Here is a 17,858-nt window from a genome sequence, read left to right on the forward strand (position 1 = left end):
CCCGCCCCTGATCCGCGGCCCGCCCTCCCCGGAGCGTTCCGCGGGCGGGACCGCCGCATCCGCTCTTGTACCCAAGCGCTTACTTGGTCATACTCTCCCCCAACGGACGGCGGAGAGGGGTGCGCGGATGGCGGTCGCGCCGGTGATCGAGGAACACACGGGATGCGGGCGGGGAGCACGGATCATGGCGCGGCTGATGCGATGGACCGTGCGCCCGCTCATCGCGCGGCTGCCGTGGACCCCGTTCGCGCTGCGCTGCGCCGGGCTGCTCGACCGGGCCGCCGCGCCGCTGCGCCCGCCGCGCGGCACCACGACCGTCCCGGTGACCGGGCTCGGCTGCGCCGCCGAGTGGGTCCGCGGCCCCGGCGTGAGCGGCGACTCCCGGAAGGCGATCTTGTACTTCCACGGCGGCGGCTTCGTGGCCTGCGGTCTGCGCACCCACCGCCGGATGATCGCCCGGATCTCCCGCGCGGCCGGCGTGCCGGCGCTGTCGGTGGCCTACCGCATGCCGCCCCGGGTCGCCATCGACACCACCCTCGAGGACTGCCTCGACGCCTACCGGTGGCTGCTGGAGCGGGGGCACCGTCCCTCCGACATCGTGGTCGCCGGGGACTCCGCCGGCGGCTATCTGGCCTTCATGACGCCGCTGCGGGCGCTCCGCGCCGGGCTGCCCGCGCCCGCCGGGATCGCCGCCCTGTCCCCCTTCACCGACCTGGACATCGCCGCGAAGATCGCGCATCCGAACGCCCCGATCGACCCGTACATCCCGGCGCCGCGGATGCGGGACATGGTCCGGGTCTGCTTCCCGGGCGTCGCTCCGGACGACCCTCTGCTGTGCCCGGTGCACGCCGATCTCGCCGGTCTGCCGCCGGTGTTCATCCAGGTCGGCTCGATCGAGGTGCTGCGCGGCGACGCCGAGCTGATGGCCGAACGGCTGGGCGCGGCGGACGTGCCCTGCACCCTGCAGATCTGGGAGGGGCAGGCGCACGTCTTCCAGGTCTTCGCCGACCTGGCCCGGGAGGGTCTGGCCGCCATCGCGGAGATCGGGTCCTTCGTCCGCGCCGTCACCGACGCCGACGCCCGGCGCCGGGCCGCGTGAGGACCGCGCGCCGGCGGCCCGGGGCGCACGGAGGTCGCATCACGTGCTCGCCCCAGCGGCGGCGCACCGTGGCGAGGGCCTCGGCGGCGCTGCGGCGGATCAGTTCCGCGGTCGCCGCCCAGTCCAGCCCCATGCCGCGCTGGGCGGTGTCCATCGCGACGCCGAGGCCGTGCCGCCACCGGTGGCGGCGGAACGCCAGCGTGGCGTCCCAGTCGATGACGGCGGGGGCGCCGGGGGTGTCGTCGCCGCGGGGTCGGCCACCGCGTGCGCGGCGGCGTAGGGGGTGCGGGAGGCGGGCGGGGATGTGGGTGACGGCCTCGGCGGTCACCGTCCGGACCCGGCCGAAGAGCCGTTCCAGCACGTAGTTCCAGTGGCGGAACATGTCGACGGTGATGCCGCCGTCCTCGGCGCGGTGGTTCCAGCCGGGGCGCTGGGCGGTCTGCCGGTCGACTCCGTCGGGGAGGTGTCGGTCACGGCAGCTCCAGGACGCCGTCGCGGCGGCGGGGCAGCGACCAGGGGTTGTCGTCGCGGAGGGCGGGCGGGAGGAGGGCGGGCGGGCAGTTCTGGTAGACGACCGGGCGCAGGAAGCGGGCGATGGCGGCGGTGCCGACCGAGGTGGTGGTGGGGGCGGTGGTGGCCGGGTAGGGGCCGCCGTGCTGCTGGGCCCAGCCGACGGTGACGCCGGTGGGGTAGCCGTCGAAGACGAGGCGGCCGGCGCGGTCGCGGGCCAGCGCGGTCAGGCGGGCGGCGAGCCCGCTCTCCTCCGGGGTGCTGTGCAGGGTCACCGTCAGGGATCCGGGGACCCGTTCCAGGGCGCGGAGGAGCTCGCCTTCGTCGGTGTAGTCGAGGACGATCGTCAGCGGGCCGAAGCACTCCTCCAGCAGCAGCCCGTGGGACTCCAGGAGGGAGGCGGGGCCGGCGAGCAGGCGGGCGGCGACGCGGCGTTCGCCGCCGGATCGGCCGGTGGCGACGGTGCGCAGGCCGGGGATCGCCTGGCGTTCGGCCGCTCCCGCGGCGAACCCCGCGCGGATCGGGTCGCCGAGCAGCACCTGGGGTTCCAGGGCGGTGAAGTGCTCGGCCATGGCCTCGGCCAGTCCGCCGCCGGCGGGGGCCAGGACCAGGCCGGGTTTGACGCAGAACTGTCCGGCGCCGAGCGTCGCGGAGGCCGCGAGTCCCGCAGCGATCTCCGTCAGGCGGGTGCGGGCCGCGCCGGGGGTGACGATGAGGGGGTTGATGCTGCCGAGCTCGCCGTAGAAGGGGATCGGTTCGGGTCGGGAGGCGGCCAGGTCGTGCAGGTATCGGCCGCCGGCGAGGGAGCCGGTGAAGCCGATCGCCTTCACGTGGGGGTCCTGGACGAGGGCGACGCCGGCCTCCTGCCCGTGCGCGAGCTGGACGATCTCCTCGGGGAGCCCGGCGGCGCGGGCGCCGGCCCGCAGCGCGGCGAGGGTCCGCTCGGAGGTGTCGGGGTGGAGCGGGTGCGCCTTGACCACGACCGGGCAGCCGGCGGCGAGGGCGGAAGCGGTGTCGCCGCCGCCGACGCTGAAGGCGAACGGGAAGTTGCTCGCGGCGAACACCCCGACGACCCCGAGGGGGACGTTCATCCGGCGCAGGTCGGGTTTGGGCGGGGTGGCATGGGGGTCGGCGGAGTCGAGGCGGACGTCGAGGAAGGAGCCTTCGCGCAGCACCTCGGCGAACAGGCGGAGCTGGCCGCTGGTGCGGGCGACCTCGCCGGTCAGCCGCGTCTCGCCGAGGGCGGTCTCGGCGTCGGCGACGGCGACCAGCTCGCCGGCCCGCTCGTCCAGGGCGTCGGCCATGGCCTCCAGCAGGGCGGCGCGGCCGCGCGGCCCGGCCTCGTCGAGGGCGGGCAGCAGCTCGTGGGCGCGGCGGCACAGCGCGGCGACCTCGCGGGGCGTGGTCTCGGCGTGTTCGGTGCGGCGTTCCCCGGAGCGGGCGTCGATGCTCCAGACGGTCACGGGTCTCCTCCAGGTCGGTTCACGACGAGCTCGGCGAGGGCGCCGGCCCTCTCGGCGGTGAGGCGGCCGTCGGCGACCACCACGGTGATCGCGCGGTCCAGCCGATCCGGGACGCGCAGCGGCGTGTCCCGGGCCGGGGCCGGCCCGACGCCGGGGTGTTCGGCGACGCGGACGAACCACGGGTCCAGCCCGCGCACCTGCACGAACACCAGGCTCCACCCCCGGCCGGTCAGCACCGGCCAGGGGGTGCGGCCGCCGTGCACGGCGGGTTCGCCGCGGGCCTCGGCGGTGCAGACCTCCGGCTCGGCGGAGTCCTCGGGGGCGCGCCAGAAGGACCCGCCGTAGCCGGCGCCGACCCGTCCCTTGCGGGCGGGGCTTCGGATCGTCGGCGGCCCGTCGGTGCGGTTGTGCAGGGTGAAGGCGAGCTCCAGCGCCCAGGCGTCCGCCTCGGGCAGGGGCCGGGCGGTCACGGCGCGGTCCTCGGCGGCCTCGCGCGGGGTGCCGGGCGCGGGGTCCACGCCGATCACCTCGTGTCCGGCCGCCGCCGGCGCGGCCGCCACGCTGCGGCCCGGCCGGCCCGCGCTTCCGGTGACGAGCGCTCTGCTCACCCCGCGGACTCCCTCCGCACTGCAATCAGTTGCGGCAAACCATCACAGCGCGGCATGCGATACGTCAAGCGACCGTGGTCAATCACCCGCAATCGGTCTCAGAAGATCCAAAGAGTCTGCAAACGGTTGCGTTAGGGTGTCGGCATGCCAGTGACCATTCGGGACGTCGCCAAGGCCTCGGGGGTCCATGTGTCGACGGTCTCCCGGACCTTCTCCGCGCCCCATCTGGTGAACGCCGAGACCCGCAGCCGGGTGCTGGCGGTCGCCGAGCGGCTCGGATACCGGCCCAACCGGGCGGCGCGTTCCCTCACCACCGGCCGCACCGGCAACATCGGGCTGATCGTCGCGGACCTGGCCGACCCGTTCTTCCCGCCGCTGATCAAGGCCGCGCAGGCCGCCGCCCGCCGCCAGGACTACCACCTGTTCGTGGCCGACACCGACGAGAACCCCGCCGAGGAGGAGGAGCTGATCCTGGCCTTCTCCAAACAGGTCGACGGCATCGTGCTGTGCAGCCCCCGGCTGCCGAACAAGGCGCTGGAGAAGCTCGCCAAGCGCGTTCCGTTCGTCCTGGTCAACCGGCGCATCCGCGGGCTGACCACGGTGGTGATGGACGTCGCCCAGGGCGCCCGCGCCGCCATGGCGCACCTGATGGGGCTCGGCCACCGGCGCATCGCGGTGGTGACCGGGCCGTCCGGCTCGTGGACCGGCGGCGAGATCCGCAAAGCCGTCACCGAGACCCCCGACGCGGACACGGTCGTCATCGGCCCCCACCGGCCCACCGAGGAGGGCGGGTCGGCCGTCGCCGCCCGGGTCGCCGAGTCGGGGGTGACCGGCGTGCTCGCCTACAACGACCTCGTCGCCATCGGCCTCATCGAAGGCCTGGCCGGCCTCGGCGTGAGCGTCCCCGGCGACATCAGCGTGATCGGGTTCGACGACAGCGTCACCGGACGGCTGTACCGGCCCAGGCTCACCACCGTCGCGATGCCCGCCGGCGACGCCGGCCGGATGGCGGTCGACCTGCTCGTCCAGTCGATGAGCGCCTCGACCGTGCTGGAGACCCACCTGGTGGTCCGCGAATCCACCGCTCCCCCGAAAGGAAGTTCATGAGCATCGAATCCGCGGGACGTGAGGACGTCTTCTTCGGCACCGCCCCCGACGGCGAGACGGTCGAACGGCACGTGCTCGACAACGGCCGGCTGCGCGTGGCGGTCCTCAGCTACGGCGCGACCATCCAGCGGCTGGAGGTGGCCGACGGCACCAACGTCGTCCTGGGCCTGGACACGCTCGAGGACTACCTGCACCGCAACCGCTACTTCGGCTCGGTGGTGGGCCGCTACGGCAACCGCATCGCCCGCGGCCGCTTCACCCTCGACGGGACCGAGTACCGGCTGGCGGTCAACGACGGGGAGCACAGCCTGCACGGCGGGGTCCGCGGCTTCGACAAGCGGGTGTGGCGGGTGGAGTCCGCCGAGCCGGAGCAGATCACCTTGAGCCTGCTCAGCCCCGACGGCGAGGAGGGCTACCCGGGCACGCTGCGGGTGCGGGTCCGCTACCGGCTGGAGGGGGACGCGCTGCGGATCGACTACCGGGCGGTCACCGACGCCCCCACCGTGGTCAACCTGACCAACCACTCCTACTTCAACCTGGCCGGGTCGGGCGATGTGCGCGGGCACGTGGTGCGGATCGACGCCGACCGCTACCTGCCCGTCGACGAGGGCAAGATCCCCGTCGGCGACCCGGCCCCCGTGGCGGGCACCCCGTTCGACTTCACCGCGCCGACCGAGGTGGGCGCGCGGCTGGAGGGCCGCTACGACCACTGCTTCGTGCTGCGGGGCGGGGCGACGGTCACCGATCCCGGCAGCGGCCGGTCGATGGAGGTGACCACCACCGAGCCGGGCGTGCAGTTCTACACCGGGCACATGCTCGACGACCGCGCCACGCCCTACGGCCCGTTCGCGGGGCTGTGCCTGGAGACCCAGCACTTCCCCGACTCCCCCAACCGGCCCGACTTCCCCTCCACGGTGCTGCGCCCGGGCGAGGAGTACCGATCGAGCACGACCTATCGCTTCACCGTCCCGTCCCGCCCCGCGGACGGGTGAGCCCGGGCCCGTAAGGCCCTCGCGGGGCCCTACGCGGCGTCCTCCCCGCAGACGATCGCAGACCCGGGCCGCCCACCTGTTCCTGGCCCCGTGGTTCCTCTACCGGGCGGCGTTCAACGGCACCGGGGGCCGGCTGGAGCCGGAGGCCGTCGAACGCGCCTGGACCCCGCCGCACGCCGCGATCGACCCGACCGCCGCGGACAAGAGGAACGCCGCCGGCGCCCGGGAACGGCTCACGCTGCACCGGCACTGGAAGGAGCCGGAGGAGATCCCCGTCGAGGCGGGCGCGGGCGACCACGGCGGCGACGTCCTGCTGCTGAACGACGTGTTCCGCGGCCCCGGCGACGACCCCCTGGCGCGGCGGGCGGGTCACCGGGCGGGCGTCGCCGCCGCGATGGTCTCCTCCTTCCGCGACCTGCGCGAGGAGCACGTCGCCGCGCATTCTGGATGCTGTTCCCGCCGGGTCTGACCCGGCCGGCCGGCTGGCCCCGGGTGGTGGCCTGCCGCGCGCCCGCCCCGCTGCCGGTGTTGCAGGCCCTCGACGACCCGCTCTTCCCCGCCGAGGGCATGCGCCGCGCCCACGCCCAGATCAGCGAGGCCTACCGGGACGCGCCCGAGGCGTATGCGGGTCTGTTCTTCTCGGCCCCGCGCTGTTTCGACGTCCCCATGCAGGAGACCGCCTTCGCCCGGCTCGTCGCCCGGCGCCCCGATTCCGCCACGGCCTCCTCCTGACGTTTTTCGGGCGGCACGGAGAAAACACCGATCCGCGGGCGTCGCCATATCGCGGCGCCGTATGTTCGGCGCCGGTCACGGCGGCCCTGCGGGAGCGCTTCCGCGCCGCCTCCGCTCTTTTCTCGGTCTTTTTCAGCGCGTCCCTTCGGCTTTCGGTGATTCCTCGCGCCCACCTCGGGTCCGGACGGAGAGACATGTCTCCACCTGCGCACTCTGCACGGTCAGGCAGTGGATTCGACCACCGGACACCGGGGTTCATTCACGTGGGCGACAGTCTTGAGCCGGGCTGTTGACGGGCGGGAGAAGAAGACCTACGTTGCCGATACAAGCGATTTTCGCCGCCGAATACGGATACCCTTCCCAGCCCATGACCCGCCATTGAAGAAATCCGCTTCGGCACGCCCGGACCCCGCCCGGAAAGGGCCGCCCCATGCCTTCTCCGTCGCCGCCTCAGGCCCGCTCCCCGCCGCTTTTCCCGCAGGCGCCGATCCCGGCGCGCACCGGATGCGCCTCCCGGGTGAGGGCGGCCGGCCGCCGCGCCGCCCCTCCCCCCGTCCCCTGGCCCGACGACCGATCTGGAGAGCGAGATGCAGTCACGACCCATGCCCGTCGTCGTGTGCACCGGTCTGCTGGCCGGTGCGCTCACCGCGCTGACCGGCGCCGCGGCGCAGGCCGCGTCCACCCGCTATGAGGCCGAGTCCGCGCCGGCGGTCTGCACCGGCACCATCGACTCGGACTGGCCCGGCCACTCCGGCAGCGGATTCTGCAACGGCGCCAACGCGATCGGCGCCTACGCGCAGTTCACCGTGAGCGCCCCCGCCGCGGGCGCGGCGACGCTGCGGGTCCGGTTCGCCAACGGGACCGCCGTCGCCCGCCCGGCCGTCCTGACCGTCAACGGCTCCGCGGCGCAGACGGTGTCCTTCGAGGGCACGGGCGCCTGGTCGACCTGGGCCACCAGGGCGCTGACGGTGTCGCTGAAGGCGGGGAGCAACACCGTCCGCCTCACCCCGATCACCTCCGGCGGTCTGCCCAACATCGACTACATCGAGGTCGAGACCGACGGCGACGACACCGCCCCGCCGACGGGACCGGTCCTGTACGCGGCGCCGGACGGCCGGGACGACGCGTCGGGGACCGAGTCGGATCCGACGACGATCACCGCGGCCATCGACCGCGTCCCCGCCGGCGGGACGATCTATCTGCGCGGCGGGACCTACCGCCTCTCGCGGACGGTCACCATCGCGCAGGGCAACAGCGGCACCGCCGCCGCCCGCAAGAACCTGTTCGCCCACCCCGGCGAGACCCCGGTGCTGGACTTCTCGGCCATGAGCGAGGACCCCGCCAACCGCGGGCTCGCCCTGAACGGGTCGTACTGGCACGTCAAGGGCATCGTCGTGGAGCGCGCCGGGGACAACGGGATCTTCGTCGGCGGCAGCCACAACATCCTCGAGCGCACGGTGACGCGCTTCAACCGGGACACCGGGCTGCAGCTGTCGCGCATCTCCTCCAGCACCCCCCGCGACCAGTGGCCGTCCTACAACCTCATCGTGAGCGCGGTGTCGCACGACAACGCCGACTCCGACGGGGAGGACGCCGACGGCTTCGCCGCCAAGCTCACCTCCGGTCCCGGCAACGTCTTCCGGTACTCGGTGGCGCACAACAACATCGACGACGGCTGGGATCTGTACACCAAGTCCGACACCGGCGCCATCGGGCCGGTGACCATCGAGGACTCCCTCTCCTACGGCAACGGCGCCCTCAGCGACGGCACCCAGAACCCCTCCGGCGACCGCAACGGCTACAAGCTCGGCGGCGAGGACATCGGGGTCGACCACGTCATCCGGCGCAGCATCGCCTACCGCAACGGCAAGCACGGGTTCACCTACAACCGGAACCCCGGAACGATGACGGTCTCGGGCAACGTCGCCGTCGACAACGCCCAGCGCAACTTCTCCTTCGAGGCCGGCACCTCGGTGTTCCGCGACAACACCTCCTGCCGCAGCGGCGGCGGCGGCAACGACAAGATCGTCGGCGACGCCGACGGCTCCAACCAGTTCTGGTTCGGCTCCAACGGCTCCCGCTGCTCCTCCTACAGCGGCGCCCTGCGGTGGTCGTTCGACGCCGACGGCCGGCTGATCGTGACCTTCGGCGGCTGATCTCCCACCGGCCGGCCCTTCGGCGGTCGGCCCCGGGCGGCTGAGGCGAGCCGAGGCGGGGCCGCACCGCCCGCCGCCCGCGGCCGGTGCGCCGGCCGGTCCCTCCGCGCGGGGGACCGGCCGGGCGGGGCGCACCACGGCGCCTGACACCCGGAAGCCTGATGTCCGAAATATGCAAAAGGTGCGGTCGCGCAGGGGAAAGACGGACGCGGCTGTGACGGGGTTCACTCTCGGCAGCACGACCGAGAGGAGAGGAATCCCATGCCCGAAGCGCCTCGTTCGGAGTTCTGGAAGGACATCAAGCCGATCGAGAACTCCGTCAAGCCCGACGCGCTGCCCGAGGTCTACCTGTCCAAGGTGGCCACCGACGACGACCGCTACTACGTGCCGTTCACCGAGACGGTCGGCTCCCGCCCGCTGTGGATCAACATCAAGGACAACACCTGGTCCGACATCCTGCGGGCCAAGGAGGCCGGGCTGGTCAACCGGCACTACCACCCGCACGAGGTGTTCGCCTACACGATCTCCGGCAAGTGGGGGTACCTGGAGCGGCCGTGGACGGCCACCGCGGGCGACTTCGTCTACGAGGCCCCCGGCGAGGGGCACACGCTGGTGGCCTATGACACCGGCGAGCCGATGAAGACGATGTTCATCGTCAAGGGTCCGCTGATCTGGCTGGACGAGAACGGCGAGCCCGAGGGCTACTTCGACGTCCACGACTACCTCGCGATGTGCCGTGAGCACTACGAGAAGGTGGGCCTGGGCGCCGACCTGATCGACTCGCTCATCCGCTGACGAGGTCGTCCGTGGCTCCTTCCACCCCCTCCGCCGACCGGTACGAGAACCGGTTGCTGGCACTGCTGTTCCTGGCGTTCGGCTTCGTCTTCTTCGACCGCCAGGCCCTGGCCTACCTCGCCCCCTACATCGACGACGACTTCGGCCTGACCAACGCGCAGCTCGGCATGCTGTCGGGGATCCTCGCCCTCACCTGGGCGCTGGCCGGGATGTTCGCCGGGCGCCTGTCGGACCGCCTGGGCCGGCGCAAGCCCATCCTCATCGCCGCGGTGCTGCTGTTCTCGCTGTTCTCCTCCTCGTCGGCCCTGGCGACGGGGTTCCTCGGGCTGCTGGCCGCGCGGGCGCTGATGGGCGCCGCCGAGGGCGCGGTGCTGCCGATGGCGCAGTCGCTGATGGCCGAGGCGTCCCGCCCCTCGCGCCGCGGCCTGAACATGGGCCTGCTGCAGGGCTCCTCGGCGGGCCTGCTCGGCGGCATCGTGGCGCCGATCGCGGTGGTCTGGCTCGCCGAGTCCGTCGGCTGGCGGACGACGTTCTTCGTCACCATCGTCCCCGGCGTCGTGGTGGCCGCCCTGATCGCCCTGTACGTGCGGGAGCGTCCGCCCGGGCGCGCCGCGCCCCTGGAGAAGGCCCCGGCCGCCGAGGAGACCTCCCCCGCCGGCGGGATCCCCGTCCGGCAGGTGCTCGCGAACCGCAACGTGGTGATCTGCATGCTGATCGCCTGCTGCTACCTGACGTGGTTCGTCACCATCATCACGTTCACCCCCACCTACCTCACCGAGGAGAAGGGCTTCGCGCCGGGCACCATGAGCGGCGTCATGACCTGCCTCGGCGTGGCGTGGGTGCTGTGGGGGTTCGCCACCCCCGCGATCTCCGACCGGATCGGCCGCAAGCCCGCGCTGATCGGCTTCACCGCCCTGGCGGCGTGCTGCCCGCTCGCGGTGGTGTACGTCGGCGACCCGGTGTCGCTGGGCGCGCTGATGGTCCTCACCTACACCGGGCTGGGCTGCTTCACCCTGTTCATGGCCACCATCCCGGCCGAGACCGTGCCGCGCGCCGCGCTCGCCACCGCGCTCGGCGTGATCATGGGCGTGGGCGAGCTGGCCGGCGGCTTCCTCGGCCCGATGGTCGCGGGCTGGGCCTCCGACCAGTGGGGCCTGCGGGCCGCGATGTTCATCGCGGCCGGCGGAGCGGTGCTCGTGATGCTGCTGGCCACGGGGCTGCGCGAGACCGCCCCCGCCGCCGTGCGGCGCGCCGCCGCGGAGGCCGTGGCGTGAAGGCCGCGGTCTGGTACGGAGCCCGGGACGTCCGCGTCGTGGACGTCCCGGCGCCCGCCCCCGGGCGGGGCGAGGTGGCGATCAGCGTGGCGTACTGCGGGATCTGCGGCAGCGACCTGCACGAGTACGCCGACGGGCCGCACGCCGTCCCGGTGACCGAGCCGCACCCGGAGTCGGGCCGGACGGCGCCGCTGGTGCTCGGCCACGAGTTCTGCGGGACGGTGACGCGGGTCGGCCCGGACGTGGAGGGCCTGCGTCCGGGCGACCGGGTCGCCGTCGAGCCCCACTACCGGTGCGGCCGGTGCCCGCGCTGCCTGGCGGGCGAGTACAACCTGTGCCGCCACTTCGGGTTCGCCGGGTTGATGGGCGACGGCGGCCTGGCGGAGACGGCCGTGGTGCCCGCCTACATGGCGCACCGGCTGCCCGAGGAGGTGTCGCTGGAGCAGGCCGCCGTGTTCGAGCCCGCCGCGGTCGCCCTGCACGCGCTGCACCGGTCGGGGCTGCAGGAGGGGGAGACCGTCGCGGTCGTCGGGCTGGGGCCGATCGGCCTGCTCATCGTCCAGCTGGCCGCCCTGCGCGGCGCGGGCCGCGTCGTGGCCGCGGACCCGTCCCCGCGGCGGCGCGAGCTGGCCCTGCGCCTGGGCGCCGCCGAGGCGGTGGCGGACGCCGGCGACGGCGCGCTGCGCGCGGCGGCGGGCGGCGAGGGCGCCGACGTGGCGTTCGAGGCGGTCGGCGCGGAGACGACCGTGCGCCACTGCCTGGAGACGACCCGCCGGGGCGGCCGGGTCACCCTGGTCGGTCTCGGCGGCACCGTCGCCATCGACGCGTTCGCGCTGGTCAACAACGAGCAGTCGATCATCGCCAGCGTCGGCTACCGGGGCGTCCACCCCGAGCTGATCAGGCTCGTCGCCGAGGAGGGCGTGGACTTCACCGCCATCGTCACCGACGTCATCCCCCTCCGCGACGTGGTCCGCGACGGCTTCGAGGCCCTGCTGACGAACAAGGAGCAGATCAAGGTGCTGGTGCGGCCATGACCACGACCACGGGATTCGCCCCGGAACTGTTCGCGGGGAAGACGGTGCTGGTGACCGGCGGCACGTCCGGCATCGGCGCGGCGACGGCCCTGCTGTTCGCCGAGCTCGGCGCCCGGGTGACCGCGCTCGGCCTGCGTCCGGCCGCCGGCGACGGCCCGCCGGCCCATCCGGCGGTGCGGGTCGTCGAGCAGGACGTGCGGGACGAGGCCGCCCTCACCGCGCTGATCGCCGCCGCCGATCCGCTGGACGTCCTGGTCAACTGCGCCGGGATCAGCCTCGACCGGGAGGAGTACGAGCCGGAGCGGTGGCGGCTGGTGCTGGAGGTCAACCTGACCGCGACCATGGTCGCCTGCCGGGCGGCGCATCCGGCGCTGGCCCGTCGCGGCGGCGCGATCGTCAACGTCTCGTCCATGTTCGCCTTCGGCGGCAGCCGGGACCGGCCCGCCTACAGCGCGAGCAAGGGCGGGGTGTCGCAGCTGACCCGCTCGCTGGCGGCCGAGTACGCCGCCGACGGGATCCGGGTGAACGCGGTGGCGCCGGGCTTCATCGTCACCCCGCTGTCGCGGGGGCTGCTGAACGACCCGGAGGCGGGGGCGGCCGTGCTGGCGCGCATCCCCTGCGGGCGTTTCGGCGACCCCCGCGAGGTCGCCGCCGCGGTGGCCTTCCTGTGCTCCCCCGCCGCCTCCTACGTCACCGGCGCCGTGCTGCCGGTGGACGGCGGCTATCTGGCGGTGTGATGATCACCACAACAGGCTAGACTTCGCAAAACGTGCTGAACTGGGAGGAGGCCGACCGTGCCGGCGACCGCTCTCCCCGTGATCTCTCAGGCGACGACCGAGGAGGTAGACCCCCGCGACCGCATCGCCTACTGGGAGGAGTACAACCGCACCGCCCTGGTCGGGCTGTCGTGCACCTCCTACTCCGACCGGGGGCTGCTGGCCCGGCAGACCAACTACGAGTTCGACGGTCTCCGCCTCGCCGACATCAGCGGGAACGCCCACGCCATCGAACGCAGCCCGCAGGTCGCCCGCTCCACCCCCAAGGACTCGGTCTTCGCCAGCCTGCTGCTCGAGGGCGATGCGGTCTTCATGCACGAGCACGGCTGCCTGTCGGCCGCCGCCGGCGACCTGGTCCTGTACGACACGCGGCGGCCCTATCTGTTCGGCTTCTCGGGCACGATGCGCCAGTTCCTGGTGGACATCCCCCGAGAGCTGTTCGAGCAGGAGTGCCTGGCCGGCGGGGTCCCCGCGCCGATGCTGTTCGGACGGGACACCGCGCGCGAGGGGGAGCTGGTGACGACCCTGCGCTCGGTCCTGCACGCGATGGTGCATCCGGCCGCGGGCGAGCGGGGCGAGGAGGGCGGCGGCGCCCGGCGCGACGTGCTCGCCCTGATCCGGATGCTGGGCTGGGAGCGCAGCGGCGGCGGCCCCCGCCCCGCCGCCCACCAGGCGCAGCTCCTCGTCGCCAAGGACCACATCGAGCGGCATCTGCACGACCCCCGGCTGGACCCCGCCCAGGTCGCCGGGGTGCTGGGCGTCTCGGTCCGGCATCTGGGCCGGATCTTCGAGCCGACCGGCACCACGCCGTCCCGCTACATCACCGAACGCCGCCTGCAGCGCGCCCGCGAGCAGCTCGTCAGCGGCGCCGCCGCCGGCGCGACGATCGCCGACGTCGCCTACCGCTGGGGGTTCTCCAGCCAGGCCCACTTCGCCCGCCTCTTCCGGGCCCGGTTCGGCTGCACCCCCACCGAGGCCCGCGCCCGGGCCCGCGCCTGACGCGCACCCGGCGCGCACCCGGCGCACACCGCCCGAGGGATACCGAATGAGAACAAGTTCTCTTATGCTTCCGGCATGCGGTTCAGCTACGCCGAGGCGATGACCGACCCCGCGCACTACCTGCCGCTGGCCCGGGCCGCGGAGGCGGCCGGGTACGCGGGGATGACCGTGGCGGACTCGCTGGTGTACCCCCGCGAATCGGACGCGGTCTACCCCTACACCCCCGACGGGAGCCGGGAGTTCCTGGAGGACAAGCCCTTCCTGGAGCCGTTCTCGCTGATCGCGGCGATGGGGGCGGTGACCTCTGCGATCCGGTTCATCCCGTTCGTGCTCAAGCTGGCGGTCCGGCCGCCGGTGCTGGTGGCCAAGCAGGCCGGCTCGGTGGCGGCCCTGACCGGGGGGCGGCTGGCGCTGGGGGTGGGGCTGAGCCCGTGGCCGGAGGACTACGCGGTCATGGGGGTGCCCTGGCGGCGGCGCGGCCGGCGGCTGGAGGAGGCGATCGAGGTGGTGCGCGGACTGACCCGCGGCGGCTACTTCGAGTACCACGGCGAGTTCTTCGACCTGCCGGCGGTGAAGATGACCCCCGCCCCGGACCGGCCGATCCCGATCCTGATCGGCGGGCACAGCGAGGCGGCGCTGCGCCGGGCGGCGCGGCTGGGCGACGGGTGGATGCACGGCGGCGGCGACCCGGACGAGCTGGACCGGCTGCTGGCCAGGCTGCACCGGCTGCGCGTCGAGGAGGGCACGGCGGACCGACCGTTCGAGATCCACGTGATCTCCCCCGACGCCTACTCGGCGGACGGGGTGCGGCGGCTGGCCGACAAGGGCGTCACCGACGTGATCGTCGGGTTCCGCGACCCCTACCGCCGGGGACCGGACCTCCAGCCGCTGGCGGAGAAGATCGAGCGGCTGGAGCGGTTCGCCGAGAAAGTGATCGCCAAGGTCGGCCCTTGACCCGAAACAAGAACACGTTACAGTTTCATTCGTGTCCGAGATCCGCTGGGAGGCCCCCGACGGCGATCACCCCGCCCGCCGGGCCGCCCGCTCCTCCATGGCGGCGGTCGTCGCCCGCCGCCGCGAGGAGTGGCTCGCCCTCTTCTCCCCCGACGCCGTGGTCGAGGACCCGGTCGGCCCGTCCATGCTCGACCCCCGGGGGCGGGGGCATCGGGGCCTGGCGGAGATCGGCCGGTTCTGGGACCGGGCCATCGCCTCGGCCCAGGGCTACCGGTTCCATGTGAAGGACTCCTTCGCCAACGGCCCGTGCTGCGCGAACGTCGCCACCATCACCATCGCGGTGGACCGCGAGGCGACCATGACCGTCGACTGCGTCATCGTCTACACCGTCGACGAGCACGGCCGGATCACCTCGCTGCGCGCGCACTGGGAGCCGGACCGCGCCCTGGCCACCCTGACCCGCCCGGTCTGAGGACGCGACCGCCCGCCGCCGGACGGCTCACGGACGACGTCCTGCAGGCGGCGTCACCGCCCGCCCCACAAGCGGCGCCGCACGCCGTCGCGGGCGCACCGCGGGCGCGTCGCACCCGTGACGGCGCCGCGGACTCGGCGCCGGGCGGGCGAAGGCCGCAGGACGAGCACACCGCAGAGCCCCTGGAAGGCGATTCCAGGGGCTCCGCCGGCCGCGCGGCTGCCTGTCATACCGCGGTGAGCGGCTGCGACGGGCCGGCTCGTCGCGAAAGGCACTGGTGATCGATGGCGATGGCGGTCAGGCCGCGCACCGGCAGCCCGACCGCGCTCCCGACTCGCCGGGCGTTCGGGATCAGTTGTGGGTGGCGCCCACGACCGGAGCGATCACATCGCCGGACGTGGTGCGGTCGTGGTCGTAGTGGTCGTAGTGGTCGTCGTAGTAGTCGTCGTCGTACTTGTGGTGGTGGCCCTTGTGGTGGTGCCCCTTGTGGTGGTGGTGATGGCCGTGGTGGTGGCCGTGGTCGTGCTTGTGATGGTGCTTGTGGTAGTGCTCGTGGTAGTGCTTGTGGTAGTGCTTGTGATGCTTGGAATGCTTGCACTTGCACTTGCACTTACGCTTGTGGCAGCCGCCGCCCAGGCGCAGGCCCGCCTGGGTCGCGTCCGCGGCGACCGAAGCGGTGGTGCTGCTCACGGCCCGGTCCGCCGCCATCGCGGACGGCGCCGCGAGCAGGGCGCCGCCGAGCACGAAGGACGCCAGGCCGGCCATAGCCAGTTGCTTGTTCATCTGAGCCCTCTGCTTCATCGCTAGAAGTGCTTTCGACTGCATTGATGCAGCGACTCAGACGTAACATGCATCTCGGTCACCGATGTAGTCCGCGCACGTTAAAAAATATGTCCTTGGGCGTGTCTTGCCGTCCGCCCCACCATAGAAGAACCCAAGACGCCCCCTTTGCGCCATAATTCCTGCATCACCGAAAAAACCTTTCCAAGCAGATCACGGCATATTCGACAAAGCTCCCGCTCCGATCCGATCACCGCGCATCATCACCGGGCATCATCACCGCGCATCGTCACCGCGTACCGGGCGACCGCTCCTGGCGGCCGGTGACCACCATGGGCGGCGGCAAGGGCGGACGGCGGGGAGGCCGCCGTCCGTCACGACGGGCCGGACGCCCGCCGCCGCATCGAGCCTCCTCAGGACATCCGCTCCAGCGCGTCCCGCACCTCGGCGGCGGCCCGGACGGCCCGCTCCCTGCGCTCGCGCCGGTCCTCCCCCTCGCCCGGCCCCGAGCAGCGGAGCTCGACGACGAGGTTGCTGACGCGGAATCTGATCTCATGCGAGGAGGTTCCGTCGACGTGATACGCGCCCGGACCGAATCCGGGCTCGTCACCGACCCGGTTCCCGGGGAACTGCTCGGCGATTTCACGGCCGGATGCCAAGGAGTGTCGGGCGAGTTCTATCGCGCCTTTGTCCAGCGTCGCCTTCTCGCGTTCCAGGAGCAGTTTCAGCTCCTCCGTCGGAGTGACCTTCCAACGGCAGCGCCGCCGGGAGTCGTCTCCCTCTTCCCGAGGGTCGACGTGGGCGGGCACGAGGCTCGGCCGCAGCATCGAGCACGACGGCGCGCGGTCGAATGCGCCGCTGCCGAGGATCACCTCATGGAACTGCAAGTAGAGCAACGGGACGAACAGAAGCCCGAGCATGATCAGGCCGCCCAGGTACTCCTTCCACAGCCTGCGGAATCGTGTCCGGAAAGCGGCGATGTGCAAAGGCGGTCACCTCACTCCTCGGGGGATCTCCTCACCCCTCGGCGGACGCCGCCGGCGACCCCGAAGACCCGCGGCGGCGCCCCGCCCCTGCACCGGACGCTTTGCCGCACGCCCTGCTCCTCTCCGCTCCCGGCCGTCGTCACCAGCCGGTGCAGCAGGCGGGTCCGGTCGGGGCCGAGCGCGGGAGCGGCGGCGGCGAGCAGGGCGTGGACGCGGTCCCGGGCGGCCGCCGGCAAGGGCGCGTAGACGGCGGCGTGGCCCCCGTCCGGCCAGGCGGTCAGGTCGGCGCGACCGCGGGCGGCCGGCTCGGGATCCCCGTCGGTCATCAGGAGCAGGTCGGCCTCCACCCGGGCCCAGGCGCCCCGGGAGCGCAGCAGGTGATGCGCTCCCCGCCGGACATGGCGGGGGCGCGCGGCGCTCAGCAGCTCCCACAGCCGCCCGGTGGGCGGGACGCCGGGCTCGTCGCGCAGCGCCCGGGTCACGGCCCGGACCACCGCCGGGGCGGGGTCGGTGAGCAGCGCCGCGAGCGGGGCCGGCGGCCCGCCGAGGCGGCGGATCGCCCGGACCGCCTCGGCGCGGACGGCGGGACGGGAATGCTCCAGCAGCGGCGCCGGCAGGGCGAGGTCGTCGGCGGTGCCGCATTCGCCCAGCCCGGTCACGGTGCCCGGGGAGGGCCCGTCCACCCCTGCGGTCCCCGCCTCCGCCGCGTCCGCCGCCGCCCGCACGGCGTCGCGGTAGCGGGCGGCGGGGTCGGCGAGCGTCTCCTCGAGCGCCGGTCGCGCGGCCCTCCGGTCCCCCGCCGCGTCGACGAGCCGTTCGGCCGGCTCCCGCCCTTTCTCGGCCCGCTGCACGGCCGCCGCGACCACGCGGCCCAGTCGGTCACGGGTTCCTCCGCCACCACCGGCGCCGCGCGGGCGGGGCGGATCGGTGACCGGGGTCCGCCGCTCCGGGCGCGTCGGGGGTTCGGGCTCGGCGACCCAGCCGGCGGTCAGGATCAGGCCGCTGGTCCGGTGCACGGCGAGGAACCCGAAGGGGCGGCAGAAGGCGACGCCGACGTGCCTGACCCGGTGGGTGTCCCGGGACGGCGCCGCCCCGACCACGCCGGAGAAGGCGGTGACCGC

The 17,858-nt window shown here is 73.6% G+C and carries 18 protein-coding genes and 1 pseudogene; 13 read left to right on the plus strand and 6 right to left on the minus strand.

Annotated features, from left to right (window positions below):
- The first annotated feature begins 184 nt into the window (after positions 1 to 184).
- Complete coding sequence (locus EIO00_RS14970) at positions 185 to 1,099, plus strand: alpha/beta hydrolase (RefSeq protein ID WP_241661361.1); 915 nt, start codon at positions 185 to 187, stop codon at positions 1,097 to 1,099.
- Between the two features lie 70 nt (positions 1,100 to 1,169).
- Here EIO00_RS14970 and EIO00_RS14975 read toward each other — a convergent pair.
- The 3 genes and pseudogenes from EIO00_RS14975 to EIO00_RS14985 all read right to left on the minus strand — a co-directional run.
- Positions 1,170 to 1,423: pseudogene (locus EIO00_RS14975) on the minus strand (DUF993 family protein); the annotation flags it as partial.
- A 146-nt stretch (positions 1,424 to 1,569) separates the two neighbouring features.
- A complete protein-coding gene (locus EIO00_RS14980) occupies positions 1,570 to 3,072 on the minus strand; it encodes an aldehyde dehydrogenase (NADP(+)) (RefSeq protein ID WP_140179382.1) in 1,503 nt (500 codons plus the stop codon).
- Positions 3,069 to 3,680 carry a DUF6807 family protein gene (locus EIO00_RS14985; protein ID WP_140179384.1) on the minus strand — a complete coding sequence of 204 codons (612 nt, stop codon included), beginning with the start codon at positions 3,678 to 3,680 and terminating at the stop codon, positions 3,069 to 3,071. Before EIO00_RS14985 ends, EIO00_RS14980 begins: the two co-directional genes overlap by 4 nt.
- A 144-nt stretch (positions 3,681 to 3,824) precedes the next feature.
- Between EIO00_RS14985 and EIO00_RS14990 the strand changes: the two genes are divergently transcribed.
- From EIO00_RS14990 to EIO00_RS15040, 12 genes are all read left to right on the plus strand, one after another.
- A complete protein-coding gene (locus tag EIO00_RS14990) occupies positions 3,825 to 4,787 on the plus strand; it encodes a LacI family DNA-binding transcriptional regulator (protein WP_140179386.1) in 963 nt (320 codons plus the stop codon).
- Positions 4,784 to 5,779 carry an aldose epimerase family protein gene (locus EIO00_RS14995; RefSeq protein ID WP_140179388.1) on the plus strand — a complete coding sequence of 332 codons (996 nt, stop codon included), beginning with the start codon at positions 4,784 to 4,786 and terminating at the stop codon, positions 5,777 to 5,779. The genes EIO00_RS14990 and EIO00_RS14995 overlap by 4 nt, the downstream gene beginning before the upstream one ends.
- 325 nt (positions 5,780 to 6,104) lie before the next feature.
- Complete coding sequence (locus EIO00_RS24220; RefSeq protein WP_161602727.1) at positions 6,105 to 6,248, plus strand: hypothetical protein; 144 nt, start codon at positions 6,105 to 6,107, stop codon at positions 6,246 to 6,248.
- A complete protein-coding gene (locus EIO00_RS15000) occupies positions 6,227 to 6,511 on the plus strand; it encodes a hypothetical protein (RefSeq protein WP_140179390.1) in 285 nt (94 codons plus the stop codon). Before EIO00_RS24220 ends, EIO00_RS15000 begins: the two co-directional genes overlap by 22 nt.
- A gap of 602 nt (positions 6,512 to 7,113) precedes the next feature.
- Positions 7,114 to 8,667 carry a carbohydrate-binding protein gene (locus EIO00_RS15005; protein WP_241661362.1) on the plus strand — a complete coding sequence of 518 codons (1,554 nt, stop codon included), beginning with the start codon at positions 7,114 to 7,116 and terminating at the stop codon, positions 8,665 to 8,667.
- 261 nt (positions 8,668 to 8,928) lie between these two features.
- Entirely contained in the window at positions 8,929 to 9,462 is a 534-nt protein-coding gene (locus EIO00_RS15010) for a 2,4'-dihydroxyacetophenone dioxygenase family protein (RefSeq protein ID WP_140179395.1), read from the plus strand.
- A gap of 11 nt (positions 9,463 to 9,473) precedes the next feature.
- Positions 9,474 to 10,736 (plus strand): MFS transporter, encoded by a 1,263-nt coding sequence (locus EIO00_RS15015; RefSeq protein ID WP_140179397.1) that lies wholly within the window; start codon positions 9,474 to 9,476, stop codon positions 10,734 to 10,736.
- Positions 10,733 to 11,770 (plus strand): 2,3-butanediol dehydrogenase, encoded by a 1,038-nt coding sequence (locus EIO00_RS15020; RefSeq protein WP_140179399.1) that lies wholly within the window; start codon positions 10,733 to 10,735, stop codon positions 11,768 to 11,770. The genes EIO00_RS15015 and EIO00_RS15020 overlap by 4 nt, the downstream gene beginning before the upstream one ends.
- The gene (locus EIO00_RS15025; RefSeq protein ID WP_140179401.1) at positions 11,767 to 12,507 is read left to right on the plus strand and encodes an SDR family NAD(P)-dependent oxidoreductase; all 741 of its coding nucleotides are present in this window, start codon (positions 11,767 to 11,769) and stop codon (positions 12,505 to 12,507) included. The genes EIO00_RS15020 and EIO00_RS15025 overlap by 4 nt, the downstream gene beginning before the upstream one ends.
- Before the next feature lie 57 nt (positions 12,508 to 12,564).
- Positions 12,565 to 13,545 carry a helix-turn-helix domain-containing protein gene (locus EIO00_RS15030; protein ID WP_140179403.1) on the plus strand — a complete coding sequence of 327 codons (981 nt, stop codon included), beginning with the start codon at positions 12,565 to 12,567 and terminating at the stop codon, positions 13,543 to 13,545.
- 75 nt (positions 13,546 to 13,620) lie between these two features.
- Complete coding sequence (locus EIO00_RS15035) at positions 13,621 to 14,499, plus strand: TIGR03619 family F420-dependent LLM class oxidoreductase (protein WP_140179405.1); 879 nt, start codon at positions 13,621 to 13,623, stop codon at positions 14,497 to 14,499.
- A 31-nt stretch (positions 14,500 to 14,530) separates the two neighbouring features.
- A complete protein-coding gene (locus EIO00_RS15040; RefSeq protein WP_241661363.1) occupies positions 14,531 to 14,971 on the plus strand; it encodes a nuclear transport factor 2 family protein in 441 nt (146 codons plus the stop codon).
- 351 nt (positions 14,972 to 15,322) lie between these two features.
- On the opposite strand, the gene EIO00_RS24225 is transcribed toward EIO00_RS15040, so the two are convergent.
- The 3 genes from EIO00_RS24225 to EIO00_RS24555 all read right to left on the minus strand — a co-directional run.
- A complete protein-coding gene (locus EIO00_RS24225; protein ID WP_161602728.1) occupies positions 15,323 to 15,754 on the minus strand; it encodes a hypothetical protein in 432 nt (143 codons plus the stop codon).
- A gap of 410 nt (positions 15,755 to 16,164) precedes the next feature.
- Positions 16,165 to 16,737 carry a hypothetical protein gene (locus tag EIO00_RS15050; protein ID WP_140179408.1) on the minus strand — a complete coding sequence of 191 codons (573 nt, stop codon included), beginning with the start codon at positions 16,735 to 16,737 and terminating at the stop codon, positions 16,165 to 16,167.
- An 11-nt stretch (positions 16,738 to 16,748) separates the two neighbouring features.
- On the minus strand, positions 16,749 to 17,858 hold a 1,110-nt coding region (locus EIO00_RS24555), incomplete at its 5' end, for a HEAT repeat domain-containing protein (protein WP_175596232.1).

The organism is Thermomonospora catenispora, assembly GCF_006363815.1.
In the GTDB taxonomy this organism is placed as follows: Bacteria; Actinomycetota; Actinomycetes; order Streptosporangiales; family Streptosporangiaceae; genus Thermomonospora; species Thermomonospora catenispora.

Coding starts and splice junctions, on each gene's coding strand:
- EIO00_RS14970 (WP_241661361.1), top strand. CDS start 185: ATGGCGCGGCTGATGCGATGGACCGTGCGCCCGCTCATCGCGCGGCTG.
- EIO00_RS14990 (WP_140179386.1), top strand. CDS start 3,825: ATGCCAGTGACCATTCGGGACGTCGCCAAGGCCTCGGGGGTCCATGTG.
- EIO00_RS14995 (WP_140179388.1), top strand. CDS start 4,784: ATGAGCATCGAATCCGCGGGACGTGAGGACGTCTTCTTCGGCACCGCC.
- EIO00_RS15000 (WP_140179390.1), top strand. CDS start 6,227: ATGCTGTTCCCGCCGGGTCTGACCCGGCCGGCCGGCTGGCCCCGGGTG.
- EIO00_RS15005 (WP_241661362.1), top strand. CDS start 7,114: ATGCCCGTCGTCGTGTGCACCGGTCTGCTGGCCGGTGCGCTCACCGCG.
- EIO00_RS15010 (WP_140179395.1), top strand. CDS start 8,929: ATGCCCGAAGCGCCTCGTTCGGAGTTCTGGAAGGACATCAAGCCGATC.
- EIO00_RS15025 (WP_140179401.1), top strand. CDS start 11,767: ATGACCACGACCACGGGATTCGCCCCGGAACTGTTCGCGGGGAAGACG.
- EIO00_RS15035 (WP_140179405.1), top strand. CDS start 13,621: ATGCGGTTCAGCTACGCCGAGGCGATGACCGACCCCGCGCACTACCTG.
- EIO00_RS24225 (WP_161602728.1), bottom strand. CDS start 15,754: ATGAACAAGCAACTGGCTATGGCCGGCCTGGCGTCCTTCGTGCTCGGC.